Origin of the sequence: Micromonospora carbonacea (assembly GCF_014205165.1) — a bacterium.
GTDB classification, from domain to species: domain Bacteria; phylum Actinomycetota; class Actinomycetes; order Mycobacteriales; family Micromonosporaceae; genus Micromonospora; species Micromonospora carbonacea.
This window is the reverse complement of sequence record NZ_JACHMZ010000001.1, coordinates 406035-423930: the sequence shown is the minus strand read 5'-3', so window position 1 is coordinate 423930 and position 17896 is coordinate 406035. Positions and strand designations below refer to the sequence as shown.

Here is a 17896-nt window from a genome sequence, read left to right as displayed (position 1 = left end):
TCGTCGTCCGGCCGGTGACCCAGGCGGGAGACCGGCTGGTCGTCGGAGGAGTGCCGGGCGGCGGGGTCGGGGTCGCCGCCGCGCGCCGGGGCCGACCGCTCCAGGGCGGAGGCCGGGCGCTGCGCGGGGACGGCCAGCCGGTCGTCGTCGGGCTCCCAGCCGGCGCCCTCGGCGTGCGGCGGCGCGCTGACCGGCGTGGGGCGGCCCGGGCGCGACTCGTCGCCGGGGTGGCTCACGCCGTTGACGTGCGGGTGGCCGTTGACCCGGGTCGCGGGCTCACCCCGGGTCGCCGGGCCGGGCAGGGGGGCCGGCAGGTCGCCGTGGCGGGGCGACGAGGCGCCCCAGCCGGACGCCGGCTCGGCTCGGCCCCAGCCGGACGACGCCTCCCGCGACGCGCCGGCGTCGCCGCCACCGGACCAGCCGGTCGCCGAGGGCGCCCACCCGCTGACGGAACGGGCGAGGTCGTCCTGCTGACCCGTGCCGTCGCCGTGCTCTCCCGGGGTGGCGGCACCGGGTTGCCCTGCTTCACTCACCGCGCGCTCCTTGGTCGCCCCCGCTGAGGCTACCGTGTGGTGACAGTGGCGATAAGTTACAGCGGCGGGCCAATTCCGCGCGGGGTTCGTCGACCCCGACCGGTTCGGGCGATATGCCGGCTCGTACGACCAGTTTCGGAGGTTCCCATGACGGCTGTGGGGAACGGTGCCCAGACCGCCGGCCGGCCCACGCGTTTGCCCCGCTCCGCGCGGCGCAAGCAGCTGCTCGCGGCGGCGCAGGAGGTGTTCGTCGCGCAGGGCTACCACGCCGCCGCGATGGACGACATCGCCGAGCGGGCGGGGGTTTCCAAGCCGGTGCTCTACCAGCACTTCCCGGGCAAGATGGAGCTCTACCTGGCGCTGCTGGACACGCACTGTGACGCGATCGTGGCGAAGGTGCACGACGCGATGCGGGGCACCAACGACAACAAGGAGCGCGTCGGCGCGTCGGTTCGCGCATACTTCGACTTCGTCGACCACGAGAGCGAGGCGTTCCGCCTGGTCTTCGAGTCCGACCTGCGCAACGACCCGGCCGTGCGGCAGCGGGTGGAGCGGGTGGAGCAGGGCTGCATCGCCGCGATCACCGACACGATCATCTCCGACACGGGGGTGAGCCGGGCGCACGCCGAGCTGCTCGCCTCCGGCCTGGTCGGCGCGGCGGAGACGGCCGCGCAGTTCTGGCTGGCCGGGGGCCGGCAGGTGCCGAAGGCCGAGGCCGAGGCGCTCGTGGCGGCGCTGTCCTGGCGGGGCATCGCCAGCTTCCCGTTGCAGGGTGAGTCAGCCTGAACATCCGGCCGTGAGATCGGATAGCCTTCCCACGGCGGCTTTTTCGCCCCAGTTGAGGAGGCACCGTGGAGGTCAAGATCGGCGTGCAGTACGCGCCGCGCGAGCTGGTTCTGGAGAGCGCGCAGTCGCCGGCCGAGATCGAGCAGATCGTGACCGACGCCTTCGCGAAGGACGAGGGGACGCTCTCCCTGACCGACGAGAAGGGCCGGCGGGTCATCGTGCCGGTCAACAAGGTCGCCTACGTCGAGATCGCCGAGGCGTCGCCCCGGGCGGTCGGTTTCACCGTCCGCTGAGCTCCCTGCGGGAGACCGGCGGCCAGCGGCGCTGGCCGGCCCGACCGCGCAGGTCGGCCGGCCGGGCCCGCCCACCCCGTCCCGAACGCGGCGCAACGGGGCGCAATCGGGTGGCATTCATGTGACCCAAGTCACAATCACCGACCCCAACTGTGGATACCCTGCCCTGAACAGGGACGACACCGGGGCGGCTCAGGTAGTATGGGGCAGTTGCCGTGGGCGCTGATCCGGCGAAGGGTCGATCCGACCCGAAGCCCTGCACCACGGCGCGCGTGCGGCCCGGTCCGGCTCGGCGATCTCGCCCCCGACCGTGTGGCCCGCGCACTACCGTCCGCGCCCTGAGGACCTGAGGGGCGCACCACGAGAGGGCACCCCCAAATCCATATGAGCGATCAGATCTTCGATCCCACAGCCGGCCAGGAGCTGGCACCGACCGCCCCGGTCCGCCCGGAGGCACCCACCTTCGCCGAGCTCGGCGCCCGACCGGAGACCGTCGAGGCGCTGGCCGCAGCCGGCATCACCCGCGCCTTCGCCATCCAGGAGTACGCGATCCCGATCGCGCTGCGCGGCGTCGACATGATCGGCCAGGCACCGACCGGCACCGGCAAGACCCTCGGCTTCGGCGTGCCGCTGCTGGAGCGCGTCTTCGCCCCGGCCGAGGGCGGCGACGGCGTGCCGCAGGCCCTCGTCGTCGTCCCCACCCGCGAGCTGGGCATCCAGGTCGCCAAGGACCTGGCCGCCGCCGGGCGCACCCGGGGCGTCCGGGTGCTGCCGATCTACGGCGGCGTGGCGTACGAGCCGCAGATCGACGCGCTGCGCAAGGGCGTCGAGATCCTGGTCGGCACGCCGGGCCGGCTGATGGACCTGCAGAAGCAGAAGCACCTGCGCCTCGACCGGGTGCGCGCGCTGGTGCTCGACGAGGCCGACCGGATGCTCGACCTGGGCTTCCTCGACGACGTCGAGAAGATCCTCGCGATGCTGCCGGAGGACCGGCAGACGATGCTCTTCTCGGCCACCATGCCGGACCCGATCGTCACCCTGTCCCGGCGCTTCCTGCGCCAGCCGATGACGATCCACGCCGGGCACACCGCCGAGACCGGGCCGTCGCCGCAGACCGAGCAGCTGGTCTACCGCACCCACTCGATGAACAAGATCGAGATCGTGGCCCGCATCCTCCAGGCGGAGGGGCGCGGCCTCACCATGATCTTCACCCGCACCAAGCGGGCCGCCGACCGGGTCGCCGAGGATCTCGACTTCCGCGGCTTCGCCGTGGCCGCCGTACACGGCGACCTGGGCCAGGGCGCCCGGGAGCGGGCGTTGCGCGCGTTCCGGGCCGGCAAGATCGACATCCTGGTCGCCACCGACGTGGCCGCCCGGGGCCTGGACGTCAGCGGCGTCACGCACGTCATCAACTACGACTGCCCCGAGGACCAGGACACCTACACCCACCGGATCGGCCGCACCGGCCGGGCCGGCGCCACGGGCGTCGCGGTGACCTTCGTCGACTGGGACGACATGCCCCGCTGGCGGATCATCGACAAGACGCTCGGGCTGGAGATGCCGGAGCCGCCGGAGACGTACCACACGTCGCCGCACCTCTACACCGACCTGGCCATCTCCCGCGACGTCACCGGCACCCTGCCGACGGCGGAGCGGACCCGGGCCGGGCTGTCCGCGGAGGTCGAGGAGGACCTCGGCGGCCGGTCCCGGCGCGGCGAGTCCGGCGGCCGGAGCCCCCGGCGCGGCGAGCGGGGCGAGTCCCGTGGGCGCGGCGAGCGCCGCCGGGGCCGGCCCGACGGCGACGCCGCCGATGGCCCGGCCGAGCAGGCCGCCGAGGGCGAGGCCCGCACCCCGCGCCGCCGGCGTCGCCGCCGGGCCGGCGAGGTCGTGGCCGGCGAGCCGACCGCGGTGGTCGCCGCCGAGCCGTCCGGCGCCGAGCCCGCCGCCGCTGCGGCGGGGGCCGACGGCGACCCGGCCAAGCGCCGCCGCCGACGCCGCCGGGGTGGCGGTTCCGGCCCGGGTACGCCCGCCGAGGCGACCGCCGACTGACCCACGCGCGACCGTCGACATCCCCCGCCCGGCCCCGCCGGAGCGGGGGATGTCGCATTCCGGAGCAGGCCGACCGGGCGGGGCGGCTCGGCACACCCCACGTCCCGCCGAGAGCACCGCCCGCCGCGCCCGAGACGATCCCGGCGAGGAAGATGGAGAGATGCCCGAACCCCTGGACGCCGCCCTGACCGAGGTCCGGGCCCTGTTGCTCGACCCCGCGCTGACCCGGGCCGTCGCCGCCGGCCGCCGCAAGGGGCACCGCCCCTCGGTGGTCCGCGCCGAGCTGCGCCCCGTCGCCCTCAAGGCGGGCCCGAGGTTGCAGATCGCCACCTCCGACGGGGCCCGCCCGTACACCCGCAACCTCGCGCCCGGCGCGGAGGCCGGCGCGGCCGTGGACGCCCTGCTGGCCGAGCCGTTCGGCAACTGGCACGTGGAGACGACCGACGTGACGCTCCAGCTCCGGGTGACCAAGTCCGGCGAGGCGCAGGTGCACCGGGCCGCCGCCGACCGGCCCGCCGCCGAGCCGGTCGGGCACGACCGGGCCAAGGAGTGGCTGCTCGACCCGGGCGACCCGATCTTCGCCGAGATCGGCGGATCGGCGGCCAAGCGCCGACAGGTGGACGCGTTCCTGCGGGCGCTGGCCGCCACGCTGCCGGACGACCTCACCGGGCCGCTGCGGGTGGTCGACCTGGGCTGCGGCAACGCGTACCTGACCTTCGCCGCGTACCGGTATCTCGACCAGCGGGGGCTGGACGTGCGGCTGGTCGGCGTCGACGTGCGGGAGGACCAGCGGCAACGCAACACCGAGCTGGCCGGGCGGCTCGGCTGGGTCGACCGGGTGACCTTCGTGGCCGGCACGATCGCCGACGCGGTGGTCGACCCCGCTCCCGACCTGGTGCTGGCCCTGCACGCCTGCGACACCGCCACCGACGAGGCGCTGGCCCGGGCGGTGCGTTGGGACGCCCGCTGGGTGCTCGCCGCGCCGTGCTGCCACCACGACCTCGCCGCCCAGCTACGGGCCCGTCCGGCCCCGGCCCCGTACGACCTGCTGACCCGGCAGGGCATCCTGCGCGAGCGCTTCGCGGACGTGCTGACCGACTCGCTGCGGGCCGCGCTGCTGCGGCTGCACGGGTACCGGACCGAGGTGGTCGAGTTCGTCGACTCCCGGCACACGCCCCGCAACCTGCTGATCCGGGCGCGGCGGGCGGGCGGGCCGCCGACGGCCGAGCAGCGCGCCGAGTACCGGGCGCTGGTCGACCAGTGGCAGGTGACCCCGCGCCTGGAGGCGCTGCTCGCCACGCCGCCGACCGGCTGACCCGGCCCGGCCCCCGGCTGCGTCTGTGCGCCGGGCCGCCCTGGCTGTGGCACCGGGCCGGCTCTGCTGTCCCGCCGGGCTGGCCCTCGCTGTATCGCCGGGCCGCGCCGGGTCGGGCCAGGGGCCCGGCTCGCGCCGGTCCGCTCAGCGGCGGCGGTCGCCGCTGCCGCCCCGGTCCCGCCCCTGGGCCCGCTCGTTGCCGGCGCTGCGGTCGAAGGCCGAGAACCGGTCGCCGCGTCCCCGGCCGCCCGGCCGCTCGACGTCCGGTGCCAGGGTCGGGAACGGCACCACCTTCGCCGGGGTCTCCGCGTTGCCGGCGGCGGCGAAGGCGTTCCAGGAGATGTCGACCAGCAGCCGCTTGAGCTCGGCGTGCCGCACCGCCGCGTTGCGTTGCAGGGCCAGGCGCACGCCGAGCACCACGCCGACCAGTGTCGTGGTGACCGCGCCCGTGGCGGCCAGGACGTGCGCCCCGGTCACCCGCTCGGCGTGCGACACCAGGACGAGCAGCCAGCACCAGAAGCCGGCGGCGAACACGCCGGCCTTGGCGACGAAGAAGAGACTCACCGCACCCGGACGGTGCGGCACCGGACGGCTCGGCTCGCTCATGCTGCTCCTCATCGGTTCACCCACGGCCACGGGCGGTGGGCGGATGAGCATCGAGCTTAGTTGACGTACGGCAATCAGCCGCAGGGACCGATACGCTTCCCGTGGGAACGTTCCCATTCGGCGGGAAAGAACATGAGGGATATTCGCAGGTAGCCGCCCCGGGAAGGCACCGATCGGGACGAAGGGGGCGAGCAAACGCTTGCTTCCGCCATCTGTGGGACTACCCTCAGGGGGCACCGCCCCTTGCTCCGGCCCGAAGGAAGACCGCGCAGGAATGGCTTCGCCAGAGGTTTCGCCGCAGATGGCGTTCGCGCGTTTCGTGCGACGCGCCATCGACGACGCCCGCGAGGAACGGGGCTGGACCGTCAGCGACCTGGCGTCGCACACCGGGGTGGGCCGGTCCACCGTCTTCCGCTGGCTCGCCGGCGACTGGCAGGACTACCCCGAGCTGGCGAAGGTGCGCGGCTTCTGCGCCGCGCTCGACCTGCCCGTGACGGCGGCCTTCCGGGCCCTCGGGCTGCCCGACTCGGGGCCCGTCCCCCGGCGACGCGGCGACGAGGGGCCGGTCGAGGCCGACGTCCGGGTCATCCTCCAGCGGCTGGCCGACCCGGCCGTGCCGGCCGAGGAGAAGCACCACATCCGCGACCTGCTCCGCTACCTGGCCCGCCGCCCGGTCCGCCGCGCCGGCTGAACCGCCCCGGCTGAGCCGCCCGGCCTTCGCGCCGGCTGAACCGCCCCGACCGTGGCGGGTCCTCCGACCGTGGCGGGTCCTCCGACCGTGGCGGGTCCTCCGACCGTGGCGGGTCCTCCGACCGTGGCGGGCCACTCAGCCCTGTAGGTCAGGGCACGGCCAGGGTGAACTCGGCCGTCCGCACCACGCCGGCCACCTGGAAGTCGAGGAAGAGCCGGTAACGGCCCGGCCCCGGCACGGTCACCTGGAAGCTCACCCCCGCCGTCGGCGGCCCCGCCTCCGGGTGCACGTGCAGGTAGCCCAGGTCGCCCTCGCGCAACGCCACCAGGTGCCCGTACGCGCCCAGGTAGCGCTCAAGCGGCGCGGCGGTGCCGTCGGCGGCGCGCACCTCGAACCGCAGCGGCCGGGTGAGGCCGATCCCGGGCTCGCCGGACCAGCTCACCGCGAAGCCGTCCACGGTCGCGGCACGGGCCGCCGCCGGCAGCGGCCGGGGAGCGTACTCCCCCGGGACGGCCAGGTCGGTGCCCAGCGTCCGGGCGCTCTGCCCGCCGTCGTCGGTGACCAGCGTGAAGTCGGCGTACGCCCGCCAGACGCCCGGCTGCGGCAGGGTCAGCGGGACCGACCAGGTGCCGTCCGGGGCCATCGTCGGGTGCAGGTGCTGGTAGCCGGTGAGGTCGCGGCGCACCACGATCATGTGCATCGGCTTGTCGTGCACGACCGCGAAGCGGGTCACCGGCCGCCCCTCGGCGTCCCGGATCTGGAACCGGAACTCGCCGGCCCGCCCGGCGGCGAGGTCGGCCGCCAGCGGGGTCAGCGTCCAGCCGCCGGAGCTGACCGCGAGGCCCCCGACGCCCGTCGGGTCGCTCCCGTCGGCGGTGCCGCCGTGGTCGTGCTCCCCGGTGCCGGGCGCGTGCGTGTGGTCCGCGCCGGCCGGCGTCGACGCGTAGCCGCCGGCCGCCGGGGGCGGGTTGAGCCGACCGAGGCCGAACCCGAGCAGGACCGCGAGCACCAGCCCGCCGACGACCGACGCGAGCCGCAGCGTGCCCCGGTCGACCAGCGCCCCGGGCTGCTGCGGCTCCCCGCCGTCGGGAAGCTGCTCGGTCATGCGGCCCACCGTACCGCCGGGGCCCGCCCGGCCTGGTCAGCGACGGCGCGGCGTGGCACTGGTCGCAATCCGCCGCCCCCGGGAACTTTTGTTTGCAGGGGCCCCCTGTACAACAGAATGCGTTAACAGGGGGCCCTTCCTTGCACCCGTCAGCCGGCGACGGCCAGCGCCAGGGGGAGCACGTCGGGTGCGCCGGCCCGGCGCAGCAGCCGGGCCACCATCGTCACCGTCCAGCCCGTGTCGACCAGGTCGTCGACGAGCAGCACCGGCCCGTCCAGCCCGGCGAGCGTGTCGGCCAGCCCGTCCGGCAGGGCGAAGGCGTCGTGCAGCGCGCGTACCCGCTGGGCGCTGTTGCCGCGCGGGCCGTCCGGGCCGGCGGCGCCCGTGGGCACGACCACGCCGAGCAGCGGCAGCCGGCCCACCGCGGCGATCCGCTCCGCGAGCGAGCCGACCAGCTCCGGCCGCCGCCGGGAGCCGACCGCGACCACGCCGACCGGGCGGCGCGGCCACGGGTCGTCGCCGTGCGCCCACGCCTTGAGCACCTCGACGACCGCGCCGACCACGTCGTCGGGGACCGGCCGGTCGGCCGCGCCGGGGCCGACCAGCTCCCGCAGCCGGCCGCCCCAGCCCAGGTCCGACAGCCGCCCCACGGCCCGCCCGGCCAGCGCCTGCTCCGCCGGGGGGATCCGGCCCTTCAGGGGTACGCCCACCGCGTCCAGCCCCGTCGGCCACAGCTTCTTCGGCGGGACGTCCACGCCGGGGCGGCCGAGGAACCCCTGGGCCGCGCCCAGCGCCGGCGAGGACACGTCGGCGGCGAACAGCGGGCCCGCGCACCGGTCGCACCGGCCGCAGTCGCCGGCCCCGGCGTCGTCGAGGCACTCCCGTAGGTACCGCAGGCGGCAGCCGGGCGTCGTCGCGTACGCGCGCATGGCCCGCTGCTCGGCGGTGCGCGCCTCGGCGACGCGGCGCAGCCGGGCCCCGTCGTAGACCCAGGGCTCGCCCGTGGCGAGCCAGCCCCCGCGCACCCGACGGACCGCGCCGTCCACGTCGAGCACCTTGAGCATCAGTTCGAGGCGGGCCCGGCGCAGGTCGACGATCGGTTCGAGGGCCTGGGTGGACAGCGGCCGGTCGGTGTGCAGGGCGGCCAGCACGGCGCGCACCTGCTCCTCGGGCGGGAACGCCAGCGAGGCGAAGTAGCGCCAGATGGCCGCGTCCTCCGCGCCGGGCAGCAGCAGCACCTCGGCGTGCTCGACGGCGCGCCCGGCGCGGCCGACCTGCTGGTAGTAGGCGATCGGCGACGGCGGCGCGCCGAGGTGCACCACGAAGCCGAGGTCGGGCTTGTCGAAACCCATGCCCAGCGCCGACGTGGCCACCAGCGCCTTGATCTTGTTGTCGAGCAGGTCCTGCTCGGCGGCCCGCCGGTCGGCGTCCTCGGCCTGGCCGGTGTAGGAGGCGACCGGGTAGCCCCGGGAGCGCAGGAACTCGGCGGTCTCGCCGGCCGCCGCCACGGTCAGCGTGTAGACGATCCCGGAGCCGGGCAGTTGGTCCAGGTGGTCGGCGAGCCAGCCGAGCCGGTGCGCGGGGCTGGGCAGGTCGAGCACCCCGAGGCGCAGGGACTCCCGGTCCAGCGTGCCGCGCAGCACCAGCGCGTCGCCGAGCTGTTCGGCGACGTCGGCGGTGACGCGGGCGTTCGCGGTGGCCGTGGTGGCGAGCACCGGCGTACGCTCCGGCAGGTTCGCCAGGAACGTGCGCAGTCGCCGGTAGTCGGGGCGGAAGTCGTGCCCCCAGTCGGAGACGCAGTGCGCCTCGTCGACGACGAGCAGCCCGGTGGTCGCGGCCAGCTGAGGCAGCACCGCGTCCCGGAAGTCGGGGTTGTTGAGCCGCTCGGGGCTGATCAGCAGCACGTCCACCGCGCCGTCGTGGATCTCGGCGGTGACCGCGTCCCACTCGTCGAGGTTGGCCGAGTTGATGGTGCGGGCCCGGATGCCGGCGCGGGCGGCGGCCTCCACCTGGTTGCGCATGAGCGCCAGCAGCGGCGACACGATCACCGTCGGCCCGACGACGGCGGCTCCTGCACCGACGGGCGTCGTCTCGGCGTCGCGGTCGCGCAGCAGGGCGGTGGCCACGAAGTAGACGGCCGACTTGCCCCACCCGGTGCGCTGCACGCAGAGCACCCGACGCCGGTCCACCACCAGCGCCTCGATGGCCCGCCACTGGTCCTCCCGCAGCCGGGCGTGCTCGCCGGCCAACCGGCGCAGCACCGCCTCGGCCCGCTCCCGCACCCGCCCCTGCTGATCCACCCCCCATTCCTACCAGCCCCGGCCCGCCACCCCGTCGATCAAGGGGTGCGGCGGGCGGGCAGGTGGCGGGTCAGCGGGCCGAGGCGGGTGCGGAGGCTGGCCAGGCCACCGGGGAAGAAGTAGACGGCCAGGATGAACACCGTGCCCAGCACGAACAGCGGCTGGCTCAGGGGGCGGCTCAGGAACGCCGGCAGCGACTCCACCGCGTCGCTGCTGCCGAACGCGGTGAGCCGGTGGTCCAGGTACATGTAGCCGACGCCGCCGAGCACCGGCCCCCAGCGGGTGCCGGGCCCGCCGAGCACCACCATCACCAGCAGCGACAGGGTCAGCTCGCTGGAGGTGACGTGCGGCGACGCGCCGCCGACGATCAGGCAGTAGACCACTCCCCCGCCGGCCGCGAGCCCGCCGGCCAGGGTGAACGCGACCAGCTTGAACCGGTACGGGTCGAGCCCGAGCACCCCGATCCGCCGCTCGTCGTCGCGCAGCCCGGCGAGCACCCGCCCGGTCGGCGAGCCGGACACCCGGTGCACCACGAGGACCACCAGGGCCAGGTACGCCAGCGCCAGCCAGTACAGGTTGACGGTGTTGGCCACCCCGACCAGCCCGGCGGGCAGCCCGGACACGTCCAGCGGCAGCCCCTCCTCGCCGCCGGTGAGCCCGCCGAAGTCCCGGGCCACCAGGATCGCCCCGACCTGCGCGAAGGCGAGGGTGACCATGGCGAACGCGATCCCGGCCGTCCGCAGCGCCACCGCGCCGAGCAGCCCGGCGAGGACCGTCCCGCCGGTGACCGTGAGCAGCGCGGCCTGCCACAGCGGCAGCCCGGCCCGGGTGACCAGGATGTCGGTGCCGTACACGCCGGCGGCGAAGTAGAGGGCGTGCCCGAAGGAGAGCATCCCGGTGCGCCCGAACAGCAGGTCGTAGCCGGCGGCGAGGCCGCCGAAGACGAGGCACACGGCGAGCAGTTGCAGGGTGCCGGGCGAGTTCAGCGGCCCCTCGAAGACCCCGGGCAGCTCCAGCGTCGAGTACGGCAGGACCGCCGCCACGGCCAGCGCCACCAGCGGCAGGTAGGGCCGCAGCCCGTGCCAGCCCCGCCGGTGCGGGGTCAGCTCGTCCGGCACCCGCGCCGGGGGCGCCTCGACCATCGAGTCGGTCATGCGTGAGCCACCTTTCCGGCGATGCCCTGGGGGCGCAGCAGCAGCACCACGGCCAGCAGCGCGACGACGCACAGGTCGCCGACGCCGGACGCGCCGTAGTAGTTGACGAACTGTTGCAGCAGGCCGACGGCGACGGCCGCGTACGCGGAGCCGACGACGGAGCCCATGCCGCCGATCACCACCACGATGAACGCGAAGATCAACAGGGAGCCGCCCTGGCCGGGCGAGACGGTGCCGAAGTAGACGCCGCCGAGCGCGCCCGCCAGCGCGGCGGCGGCCCCGCCGATGGCGAAGACCAGGGTGAACGCCTTGCGCACGTCGATGCCCAGCGCGGTGACCATCTCCCGGTTCTCCACGCCGGCCCGGATGATCAGCCCGTACCGGGTCCAGCGCAGGAACGCCAGCAGCGCCCCCAGCACCACGGCGGCGGCGACGATCAGCAGCAGCCCGCCGTTGGGCACCTGCGCGCCGAGGACCCCGGTGACCTGCCGGGTCCACTGCGGGCGGGGGAACGGCCGGGCGTCCGCGCCCCAGGTGGCCTGGAGCAGCGCCACCCCGGCCAGCGACAGGCCGACGGTGACGAGCACCTGCTCGATGGTGCGCGAGTAGAGCGACCGGATCAACACCAGCTCGACCAGCACGGCGACTGCCGTGCCGGCGGCCACCCCGAAGGCGACGGCGAACACGAAGCCGAGGCCCTCGCCCCCGGCACCGGGCAGGTTGCCCGCCGCCCACCACGTCCCGTACGCGCCGACGCCGAGGAACAGCCCGTGGGCGAAGTTGAGCACGTCGGCGAGGCCGAAGACCAGCGACAGCCCGGACGCGACGAGGAAGTACAGCGCCGCCAGGCCGAGCCCGGTCAGCGTCAGCAGCACGATCGTGTTCACGCAGCGCCACCTTCCGTTCGCGGCTGCGGGGCTCGCAGGCCCGGCTCACTCCTCGCGCTCACCGGCACCTCGCCCGAGCCCACGCCCAGCAGGGAGCGGGTCAGCTCCGCCGAGCCCAGCAGCTCGCCCGCGCCGCCGGCCCAGGCGACCCGGCCGGCGGAGAGCACCACCGCGTCGGTGGCGAGCCGGCGGACCACGGCGAGGTTCTGCTCGACCAGCAGCACCGGCACCGTCTCCGCGACGCGTTCCAGCACCTCGGCCACCTCGGTCACCACCTTCGGCGCCAACCCCTTCGTCGGCTCGTCGACCAGCAGCAGCCGGTTGTCGTTCAGCAGCACCCGGCCGATCGCGAGCATCTGCTGCTGCCCGCCGGAGAGCGAGCCGGCCCGTTGCCGTCCCCGCCGGTCCAGCTCCGGAAAGAGCGCGAACACCCGGTCGTACGCCGGGGTGGCGCCCCGCCGCTCGGCGAGCCGCAGGTTCTCGGCGACGGTGAGCCCGGCGAACACGTCGCGGTCCTCCGGCACGTAGCCGAGCCCGGCGCGGACGAGCCGGTGGGTGGGGCGGCCGAGCAACTCCCGCCCGCCCGTCCGCACGGTGCCGCGCGCCTCGCCGCCCCGGGGCGTGAGCCCCAGGACGGCACGCAGGGTGGTGGTCTTGCCGACGCCGTTGCGCCCGAGCAGCACGGTCACGCCGGTCGGCGCGACGGTGAACGACACCCCCTGGAGGATGTGCAGCCCGGCGATGCGCACCGACAGGTCCGCGACGGTCAGGATCGGTTCCGTCACAGCGACTCCCCCAGGTACGCCTCCTGGACGGTGGCGTCGGCCATCACGGTCTCCGGGGTGTCGCAGGCCAGCAGCGCGCCGTGGTGCATCACGGCGATCCGGTCGGCCAGTTCGAGGATCACGTCCATGTGGTGTTCCACCATGAGCACGGACCGGCCGCTGTCGCCGGTCAGCGACCGGATCACCGCGACCAGCTCGGGCACGTCCTCGGCGCTGACGCCGGCCATCGGCTCGTCGAGCAGCATCACCCGGGGCTCCCCGGCGAGCAGCAGGGCGATCTCCAGCTTGCGCTTCTCGCCGTGGGCGAGGGTTCCGGCGAGCGCCGTACCCCGGTGGTGCAGGCCGACCCGGTCGAGCGCCGCGTCGGCGGCGGCGGCCACCCCCCGGTCGGCCGCCGCCCGCCGCCACAGCTTCATCGAGCCACCCCGGTGCGCCTGTACGGCGAGCCGCACGTTCTCCCGCACGGTCAGCGACCCGAACACCGACGACGACTGGAAGGTACGCCCCAGCCCGCGCCGGGCCCGCCGGTGCGGCGGGAGGGCAGTGACGTCCTCGCCGTCGAGCAGCACCTGGCCGGCCGTCGGCGGGCGCAGGCCGGTGATCAGGTTGAACAGGGACGTCTTGCCGGCGCCGTTCGGCCCGATCACGCCGAGGAACTCGCCGGGCGCCAGGTCGAGGTGCACGCCGTCGACGATGGCGACCTCACCGATGCGCCAGGTCAGGGCGCGGGTGGCGAGCACGGGTCAGCCCTTCATCTGGCCGACCGGCGGCGCGGTCTCGTCGCCGGTCAGGCTCTTCTGCGACGTCGCCGTGTACGCGCTGCCGCTGCCGGCCAGCTTCGCCTGGAACATCGGCTGGAGCAGGGCGTGGTCCTCGGCGCGGATCGTCATCGTGCCCTTGACGCCCTCGAAGCTCCAGCCCTCCAGGCCGGCGATCATCTTGTCCACGTCGTCGCCACCCTGCTCGACCGCGCGCACGACCATCTGGGCGGCGGCGAAGCCGTCGGGGTGGAACAGGTCGAGGGTGCCGCCGGGGACCTTCGCCTTGGCGGCCTTCGCGGCCTCGGTGTCGGCGGCCCCGTCGAACCAGTGCGACAGGAAGGAGATCTTGGCACCGGCCGCGCCGAACGTCGGCCAGGACGCGCGGATGTCCAGCCCGGTGACGACCGTGGTCGAGGAGAGCACGCCCTGCTGGTCGAGGGTCTGCCACATGGCGGGGGCGGTGGTGCCCGCCCAGGCGACGAAGAGCAGGTCGGGCTTGGCAGCCTTGATCTGGCTCGCGAACGGGGTGAACTCGGTGGCGCTGGCCGGCGCGCGGACGCTGCTCACCGTGGCCCCGGCACCGCCGATGACGGCCTTCACGGCGGCCTCGTTGGCGTCGCCGAACGCGCCGTCCTGGGCGAACACGACGACCTTCTTGCCGGTCGGGTCGCCGATGAACGACCTCGCGGTCACCACGTCCTGGTAGGACTGCCGCCCCGAGCGGAACGTGTACCGGTTCGCCCCGGTCACGGCGTCGGTGGCGGCCGGGCCGGAGATGAACAGGACCTTGTTCTGGGCGGCGATCGGGGCCACCTGGAGCGCCACGCCCGACGAGGTCGAGCCGGCGATGATCTTCGTGCCCTTGCCGATCAGGTCCTTGGCCGCCGACACCGCCTTCGCCGGGTCGCCCGCGTCGTCGACCTCGGTGACCTCGATGGTCCGGTCGCCGACCTTGCCGGTGCCCCTGGTGGCATGGTCGAGCCCGGCCCGGAACCCCTCGATGTACTGCTTGCCGTAGCTGGCCAGCGCTCCCGACTGGGAGTAGACCAGGCCGACCTTCACCGGGGCGGCACCGTCACCGCCGCCGGAGGCGGTGTCCTGCGGGCTGCCACAGGCCGTGGCGGCGAGCGCCGCGGCCATCATCGTGGCGGCGGAGAGGAACACCCGCCGCGTCGTCCGGACCGTCATTGCGACTCCACGTGAGGACTCGGAGGAAGTTAACGTCATGTGTCGGATCACGCTAGAAGTGACGTCACCCACGAGCCATGTGGCGGAAACACATAAGTAGCGATGAATGGGTGGCCCGCCGGGACAGTCACGCGGCGGTAGTACGGCCGCCCCGCACCTGCCGGGGCCGCTTTCCGCACCGGCCCACCGGCCGGTGTGTCGCCACCCGCCACCGCCACCTACCACCCGCCACCCGCCACCTGGCGGCTGGCGGCTGGCGGCTGTCGGCGATGATCGACTCTATGCCGGGGACATCGGCCTGTCCTGCCTCGCCGATACCCCCATCTGCCCGACATCACGGGCTGCGTCTGGGCTCGGGGCCTCGGTCTCGCAGGCTAGGGAGCTGATGTCGCAGATGACTCGGCACCGAGCCGCACCGAGCCGCCCGCCGCGCGCCGCCGGGGCTGCGCGACCGGGTCGGACAGGTCTGCCGGGGCTGTGCGACCCGGGTCGGACAGGTCTGCCGGACCGGCAGGTGACAGGTGCAGTCACGCGGCCTGACCAGGACGCGCCCGGAACGTGGCGGTGCGGGCCCGATCCACTTACGACATCAGCTCCCTAGCCGGAAAATGGCGGTGCGGGGCCCGATCCATCTACGACATCAGCTCCCTAGCCGGCAGAACAGGGGCCGCGCCGCCAGGCGGCGCACCTAGCCAGCCGCAGCACGCCCAACCAGCGCAGCGCAACCAGCCAGCCACCCAGCCGCAGCAGGCCCAAACAGCCGCGGCATGCCCAGCCAGCGCGGCCCGCCCCCGGTGGAGGGGACGGGCCGCGTTCGTGCGAGGTCGGTCAGTGGCGGGGCAGGCCGGCGCGGGCGGCGACGGCGGTGTCCGGCTGGTCGGCGAAGACGCCGTCCAGGCCGAGGCCGTAGAACAGCTCGTACTCGGCGGTGCTGTCGCCGCGGGCGTTCGGGTCGGCACCGATGCGGAAGTCGGCCGGCAGGAACTGGTTCTCGGCCCGGAACGTCCAGGCGTGCACCACCAGCTTGAGGCGGTGGGCGTCCCGGATCAGGGCGGTGGGGGCGAGCAGCTTGCCAGCGGCGTCCCGGGGGACGATGAGGTTCTTGTTCGCGCCGACGCCGTCGGCGTACCCGGCGATCCACTTCAGGCCGGAGGCGGTGGCCAGGTCGGCGTAGGTGCGGGGGTCGCCGGCGAGGGTGAAGTCGTAGGGGCGGCCCGACGCGTCGAGGAGCTGGGCCAGCTTCACGTCGGTCAGCTTGTCCAGCTTGCGCAGGTTGGCCGTCTCGAACGACTGGATGATCACCGGGTCGCCGCGGTGGGTGAGCTTGTTCGCCTTCAGCACGGCGACCAGGGGCTCCTCCAGCGGCAGCCCGATCGAGGCGAAGTAGCTCGGGTGCTTGGTCTCGGGGTAGACGCCGATGGTGCGGCCCCGGGCCCTGCTCTCGGTGCGGGCCAGGTCGATGACCTCCTGGAGGGTGGGCACCGGGAACCTGCCGTCGAACGCGGTGTTGGCGACCCGCACCTGGGGCAGCCGCTCCGTGGCCCGCAGCGTCCTCAGCTCGGCCAGGGTGAAGTCCTCGGTGAACCAGCCGGTCACCGGCACCCCGTCGATGGTCTTCGTCGCCTTCCGGGCGGCGAACTCGGGGTGGGCCGCCACGTCGGTCGTACCGGAGATCTCGTTCTCGTGCCGGGCGACGAGCTGGCCGTCCTTCGTCGGGACCAGGTCCGGCTCGATGTAGTCGGCGCCCATCCGGATCGCCAGCCGGTAGGCCTCCAGGGTGTGCTCGGGCCGGTAGCCGCTCGCACCCCGGTGGCCGATGACCAGCGGCCGGTCGGCGGCCCGGGACCGGTCCGCGGCGGCCGGCGGGGCGGCGTCCGGGGCGGCGCCGGGGGCGGCCTCCGGCTTCGCCGAGGCGCTCAGGGCGGGCACCGCCACGGCCGCCGCGAGCAGCGCGCCGGCCAGACCGAGGGCGGAAAGGGTACGTCGCAACGCCGTCTCCTGTCGTCGAGGGAACGCGCCCAGCAGACCGGGGGCGGTTGGCCGGTAGATGGCCGTTTCGGCACCGGCGGTCGGCGGGGAACGGAAGATTGTCTGGTGCGCCGGTTTCTCCGTCACCCCGTGCGGCTGGTGCCGTTCGGGTTCCTGGCGGTGATCCTGCTCGGCACCGGCGCGCTGATGCTGCCGGCGGCGACCAGCGCGCACCGGTTCACTCCGTTCAGCACGGCGTTCTTCACGGCCACCTCGGCGGTCTCGGTCACCGGGCTGTCCGTCGTCGACACCCCGACGTACTGGAACGGGTTCGGGCTGGTGATGATCACCGTGCTGACCCAGGTCGGCGGGTTCGGCATCCTCAGCGGCGCGACCCTGGTGGTGCTCGTGGTCGCCCGGCAGCTCGGGCTGCGCAACCGGCTGCTGGTGCAGGCCGAGACCGCCGAGTTCGGCATCGGCGACGTCCGCGGGCTGCTGCTGCGGATCGCGGCCACCATGGCCGGTTTCGAGCTGGCCATGACCGCCGTCCTCGCCGGCCGGTTCTGGCTCGGCTACGGCTACCCGCCGGGCCGGGCCCTCTGGTACGGCTTCTTCCACGCCGTGCAGGGGTTCAACAACGGCGGCTTCGCGCTCTTCACCGACAGCCTCGTCGGGTTCGCCCGGGACCCGTGGATCTGCCTGCCGATCGCGTTCGGCACGATCGTCGGCGGGCTGGGCTTCCCCGCGCTGTTCGAGGCGTCGCGGGAGTGGCGGACGCCGGGCCGCTGGGCGATCGCCACCAAGCTCACCGTGTGGGGCAGCGCGGTGCTGCTCCTCGTCGGCTTCCTCGGGCTGCTCGCCGCCGAATGGCCCGACCCGCGCACCGTCGGCGGGTACGACGTCGCCGGCAAGGTGCTGGCCACCTTCACCCAGAGCGCGGTGATCCGCACCGGCGGGTTCGCCGTCCTCGACCCGGCGGGCCTGGACGAGGAGAGCGTCCCGCTGCTGATCACGCTGATGTTCATCGGCGGCGGCAGCGCCAGCACGGCGGGCGGGATCAAGGTCGCCACGTTCTTCCTGCTCGGCTTCGCCATCTGGGCGGAGCTGCGCGGCGAGCCGGACGTCATCGTGGGCCGGCGGCGGGTGTCCACCGCGAGCCTGCGGCAGGCGCTGACCGTCGCCCTGCTCAGCGTCGCGCTGGTGGTCGGCGGCACGGTCGTCCTGCTGCTGCTCACCGAGGGGCTGGCCTACCACCTGGCGCTGTTCGAGGTGACCTCGGCGTTCAGCACCACCGGACTCTCCACCGGCGTCGCGTCGACCGTCCCCGAGCCGGGCCAGCTCGTGCTGACCGTCCTCATGTACGTCGGTCGGGTCGGGCCGCTCACCCTCGGGTCGGCGATCGCGTTGAACACCCGACGACGGCTGTACCGCTACCCGGAGGAGCAACCCATTGTCGGCTAGGAACACGGACGGCG

The 17896-nt window shown here is 74.6% G+C and carries 15 protein-coding genes; 6 read left to right on the top strand and 9 right to left on the bottom strand.

Features of this window, described 5'->3' with window-relative positions; translation table 11 throughout:
• Nucleotides 1-680 precede the first annotated feature (680 nt).
• From HDA31_RS01905 to HDA31_RS01890, 4 genes are all read left to right on the top strand, one after another.
• On the top strand, nucleotides 681-1319 hold the full coding sequence (locus HDA31_RS01905; protein ID WP_074472473.1) for a TetR/AcrR family transcriptional regulator: 639 nt from the start codon (nucleotides 681-683) through the stop codon (nucleotides 1317-1319).
• Nucleotides 1320-1384: 65 nt separating this feature from the next.
• Nucleotides 1385-1612, top strand: a complete 228-nt coding sequence (locus HDA31_RS01900) for a DUF3107 domain-containing protein (RefSeq protein ID WP_007073114.1) — start codon at nucleotides 1385-1387, stop codon at nucleotides 1610-1612.
• Nucleotides 1613-1996: 384 nt separating this feature from the next.
• Entirely contained in the window at nucleotides 1997-3661 is a 1665-nt protein-coding gene (locus HDA31_RS01895; protein ID WP_178066476.1) for a DEAD/DEAH box helicase, read from the top strand.
• Between the two features lie 160 nt (nucleotides 3662-3821).
• Nucleotides 3822-4976: a class I SAM-dependent methyltransferase gene (locus HDA31_RS01890; protein WP_178066477.1), complete on the top strand. Its 1155-nt coding sequence runs from the start codon at nucleotides 3822-3824 to the stop codon at nucleotides 4974-4976.
• A 144-nt stretch (nucleotides 4977-5120) separates the two neighbouring features.
• On the opposite strand, the gene HDA31_RS01885 is transcribed toward HDA31_RS01890, so the two are convergent.
• The gene (locus tag HDA31_RS01885) at nucleotides 5121-5582 is read right to left on the bottom strand and encodes a hypothetical protein (protein WP_178066478.1); all 462 of its coding nucleotides are present in this window, start codon (nucleotides 5580-5582) and stop codon (nucleotides 5121-5123) included.
• Between the two features lie 274 nt (nucleotides 5583-5856).
• Between HDA31_RS01885 and HDA31_RS01880 the strand changes: the two genes are divergently transcribed.
• The gene (locus HDA31_RS01880) at nucleotides 5857-6273 is read left to right on the top strand and encodes a helix-turn-helix transcriptional regulator (protein ID WP_043965390.1); all 417 of its coding nucleotides are present in this window, start codon (nucleotides 5857-5859) and stop codon (nucleotides 6271-6273) included.
• A gap of 148 nt (nucleotides 6274-6421) precedes the next feature.
• Here the strand turns inward: HDA31_RS01880 and HDA31_RS01875 are convergent, their stop codons facing one another.
• The 8 genes from HDA31_RS01875 to HDA31_RS01840 form a co-directional block, all read right to left on the bottom strand.
• Nucleotides 6422-7378 carry a DUF8832 domain-containing protein gene (locus HDA31_RS01875; RefSeq protein WP_178066479.1) on the bottom strand — a complete coding sequence of 319 codons (957 nt, stop codon included), beginning with the start codon at nucleotides 7376-7378 and terminating at the stop codon, nucleotides 6422-6424.
• A 149-nt stretch (nucleotides 7379-7527) separates the two neighbouring features.
• A complete protein-coding gene (locus HDA31_RS01870) occupies nucleotides 7528-9678 on the bottom strand; it encodes a RecQ family ATP-dependent DNA helicase (protein ID WP_178066480.1) in 2151 nt (716 codons plus the stop codon).
• Between the two features lie 38 nt (nucleotides 9679-9716).
• Nucleotides 9717-10832 carry a branched-chain amino acid ABC transporter permease gene (locus tag HDA31_RS01865; protein ID WP_178066481.1) on the bottom strand — a complete coding sequence of 372 codons (1116 nt, stop codon included), beginning with the start codon at nucleotides 10830-10832 and terminating at the stop codon, nucleotides 9717-9719.
• Nucleotides 10829-11719, bottom strand: coding sequence for a branched-chain amino acid ABC transporter permease (locus tag HDA31_RS01860; RefSeq protein WP_178066482.1), 891 nt, complete (start codon nucleotides 11717-11719; stop codon nucleotides 10829-10831). The genes HDA31_RS01865 and HDA31_RS01860 overlap by 4 nt, the downstream gene beginning before the upstream one ends.
• The gene (locus HDA31_RS01855; RefSeq protein ID WP_074472465.1) at nucleotides 11716-12504 is read right to left on the bottom strand and encodes an ABC transporter ATP-binding protein; all 789 of its coding nucleotides are present in this window, start codon (nucleotides 12502-12504) and stop codon (nucleotides 11716-11718) included. Before HDA31_RS01855 ends, HDA31_RS01860 begins: the two co-directional genes overlap by 4 nt.
• The gene (locus HDA31_RS01850) at nucleotides 12501-13244 is read right to left on the bottom strand and encodes an ABC transporter ATP-binding protein (protein ID WP_178066483.1); all 744 of its coding nucleotides are present in this window, start codon (nucleotides 13242-13244) and stop codon (nucleotides 12501-12503) included. Before HDA31_RS01850 ends, HDA31_RS01855 begins: the two co-directional genes overlap by 4 nt.
• 3 nt (nucleotides 13245-13247) lie before the next feature.
• A complete protein-coding gene (locus tag HDA31_RS01845; RefSeq protein WP_178066484.1) occupies nucleotides 13248-14453 on the bottom strand; it encodes a substrate-binding domain-containing protein in 1206 nt (401 codons plus the stop codon).
• Nucleotides 14454-15281: 828 nt separating this feature from the next.
• Complete coding sequence (locus HDA31_RS01840; RefSeq protein ID WP_178066485.1) at nucleotides 15282-16442, bottom strand: glycerophosphodiester phosphodiesterase; 1161 nt, start codon at nucleotides 16440-16442, stop codon at nucleotides 15282-15284.
• Between the two features lie 105 nt (nucleotides 16443-16547).
• Between HDA31_RS01840 and HDA31_RS01835 the strand changes: the two genes are divergently transcribed.
• Nucleotides 16548-17882 (top strand): TrkH family potassium uptake protein, encoded by a 1335-nt coding sequence (locus HDA31_RS01835; RefSeq protein WP_178066486.1) that lies wholly within the window; start codon nucleotides 16548-16550, stop codon nucleotides 17880-17882.
• The last annotated feature ends 14 nt before the right edge of the window (nucleotides 17883-17896 follow it).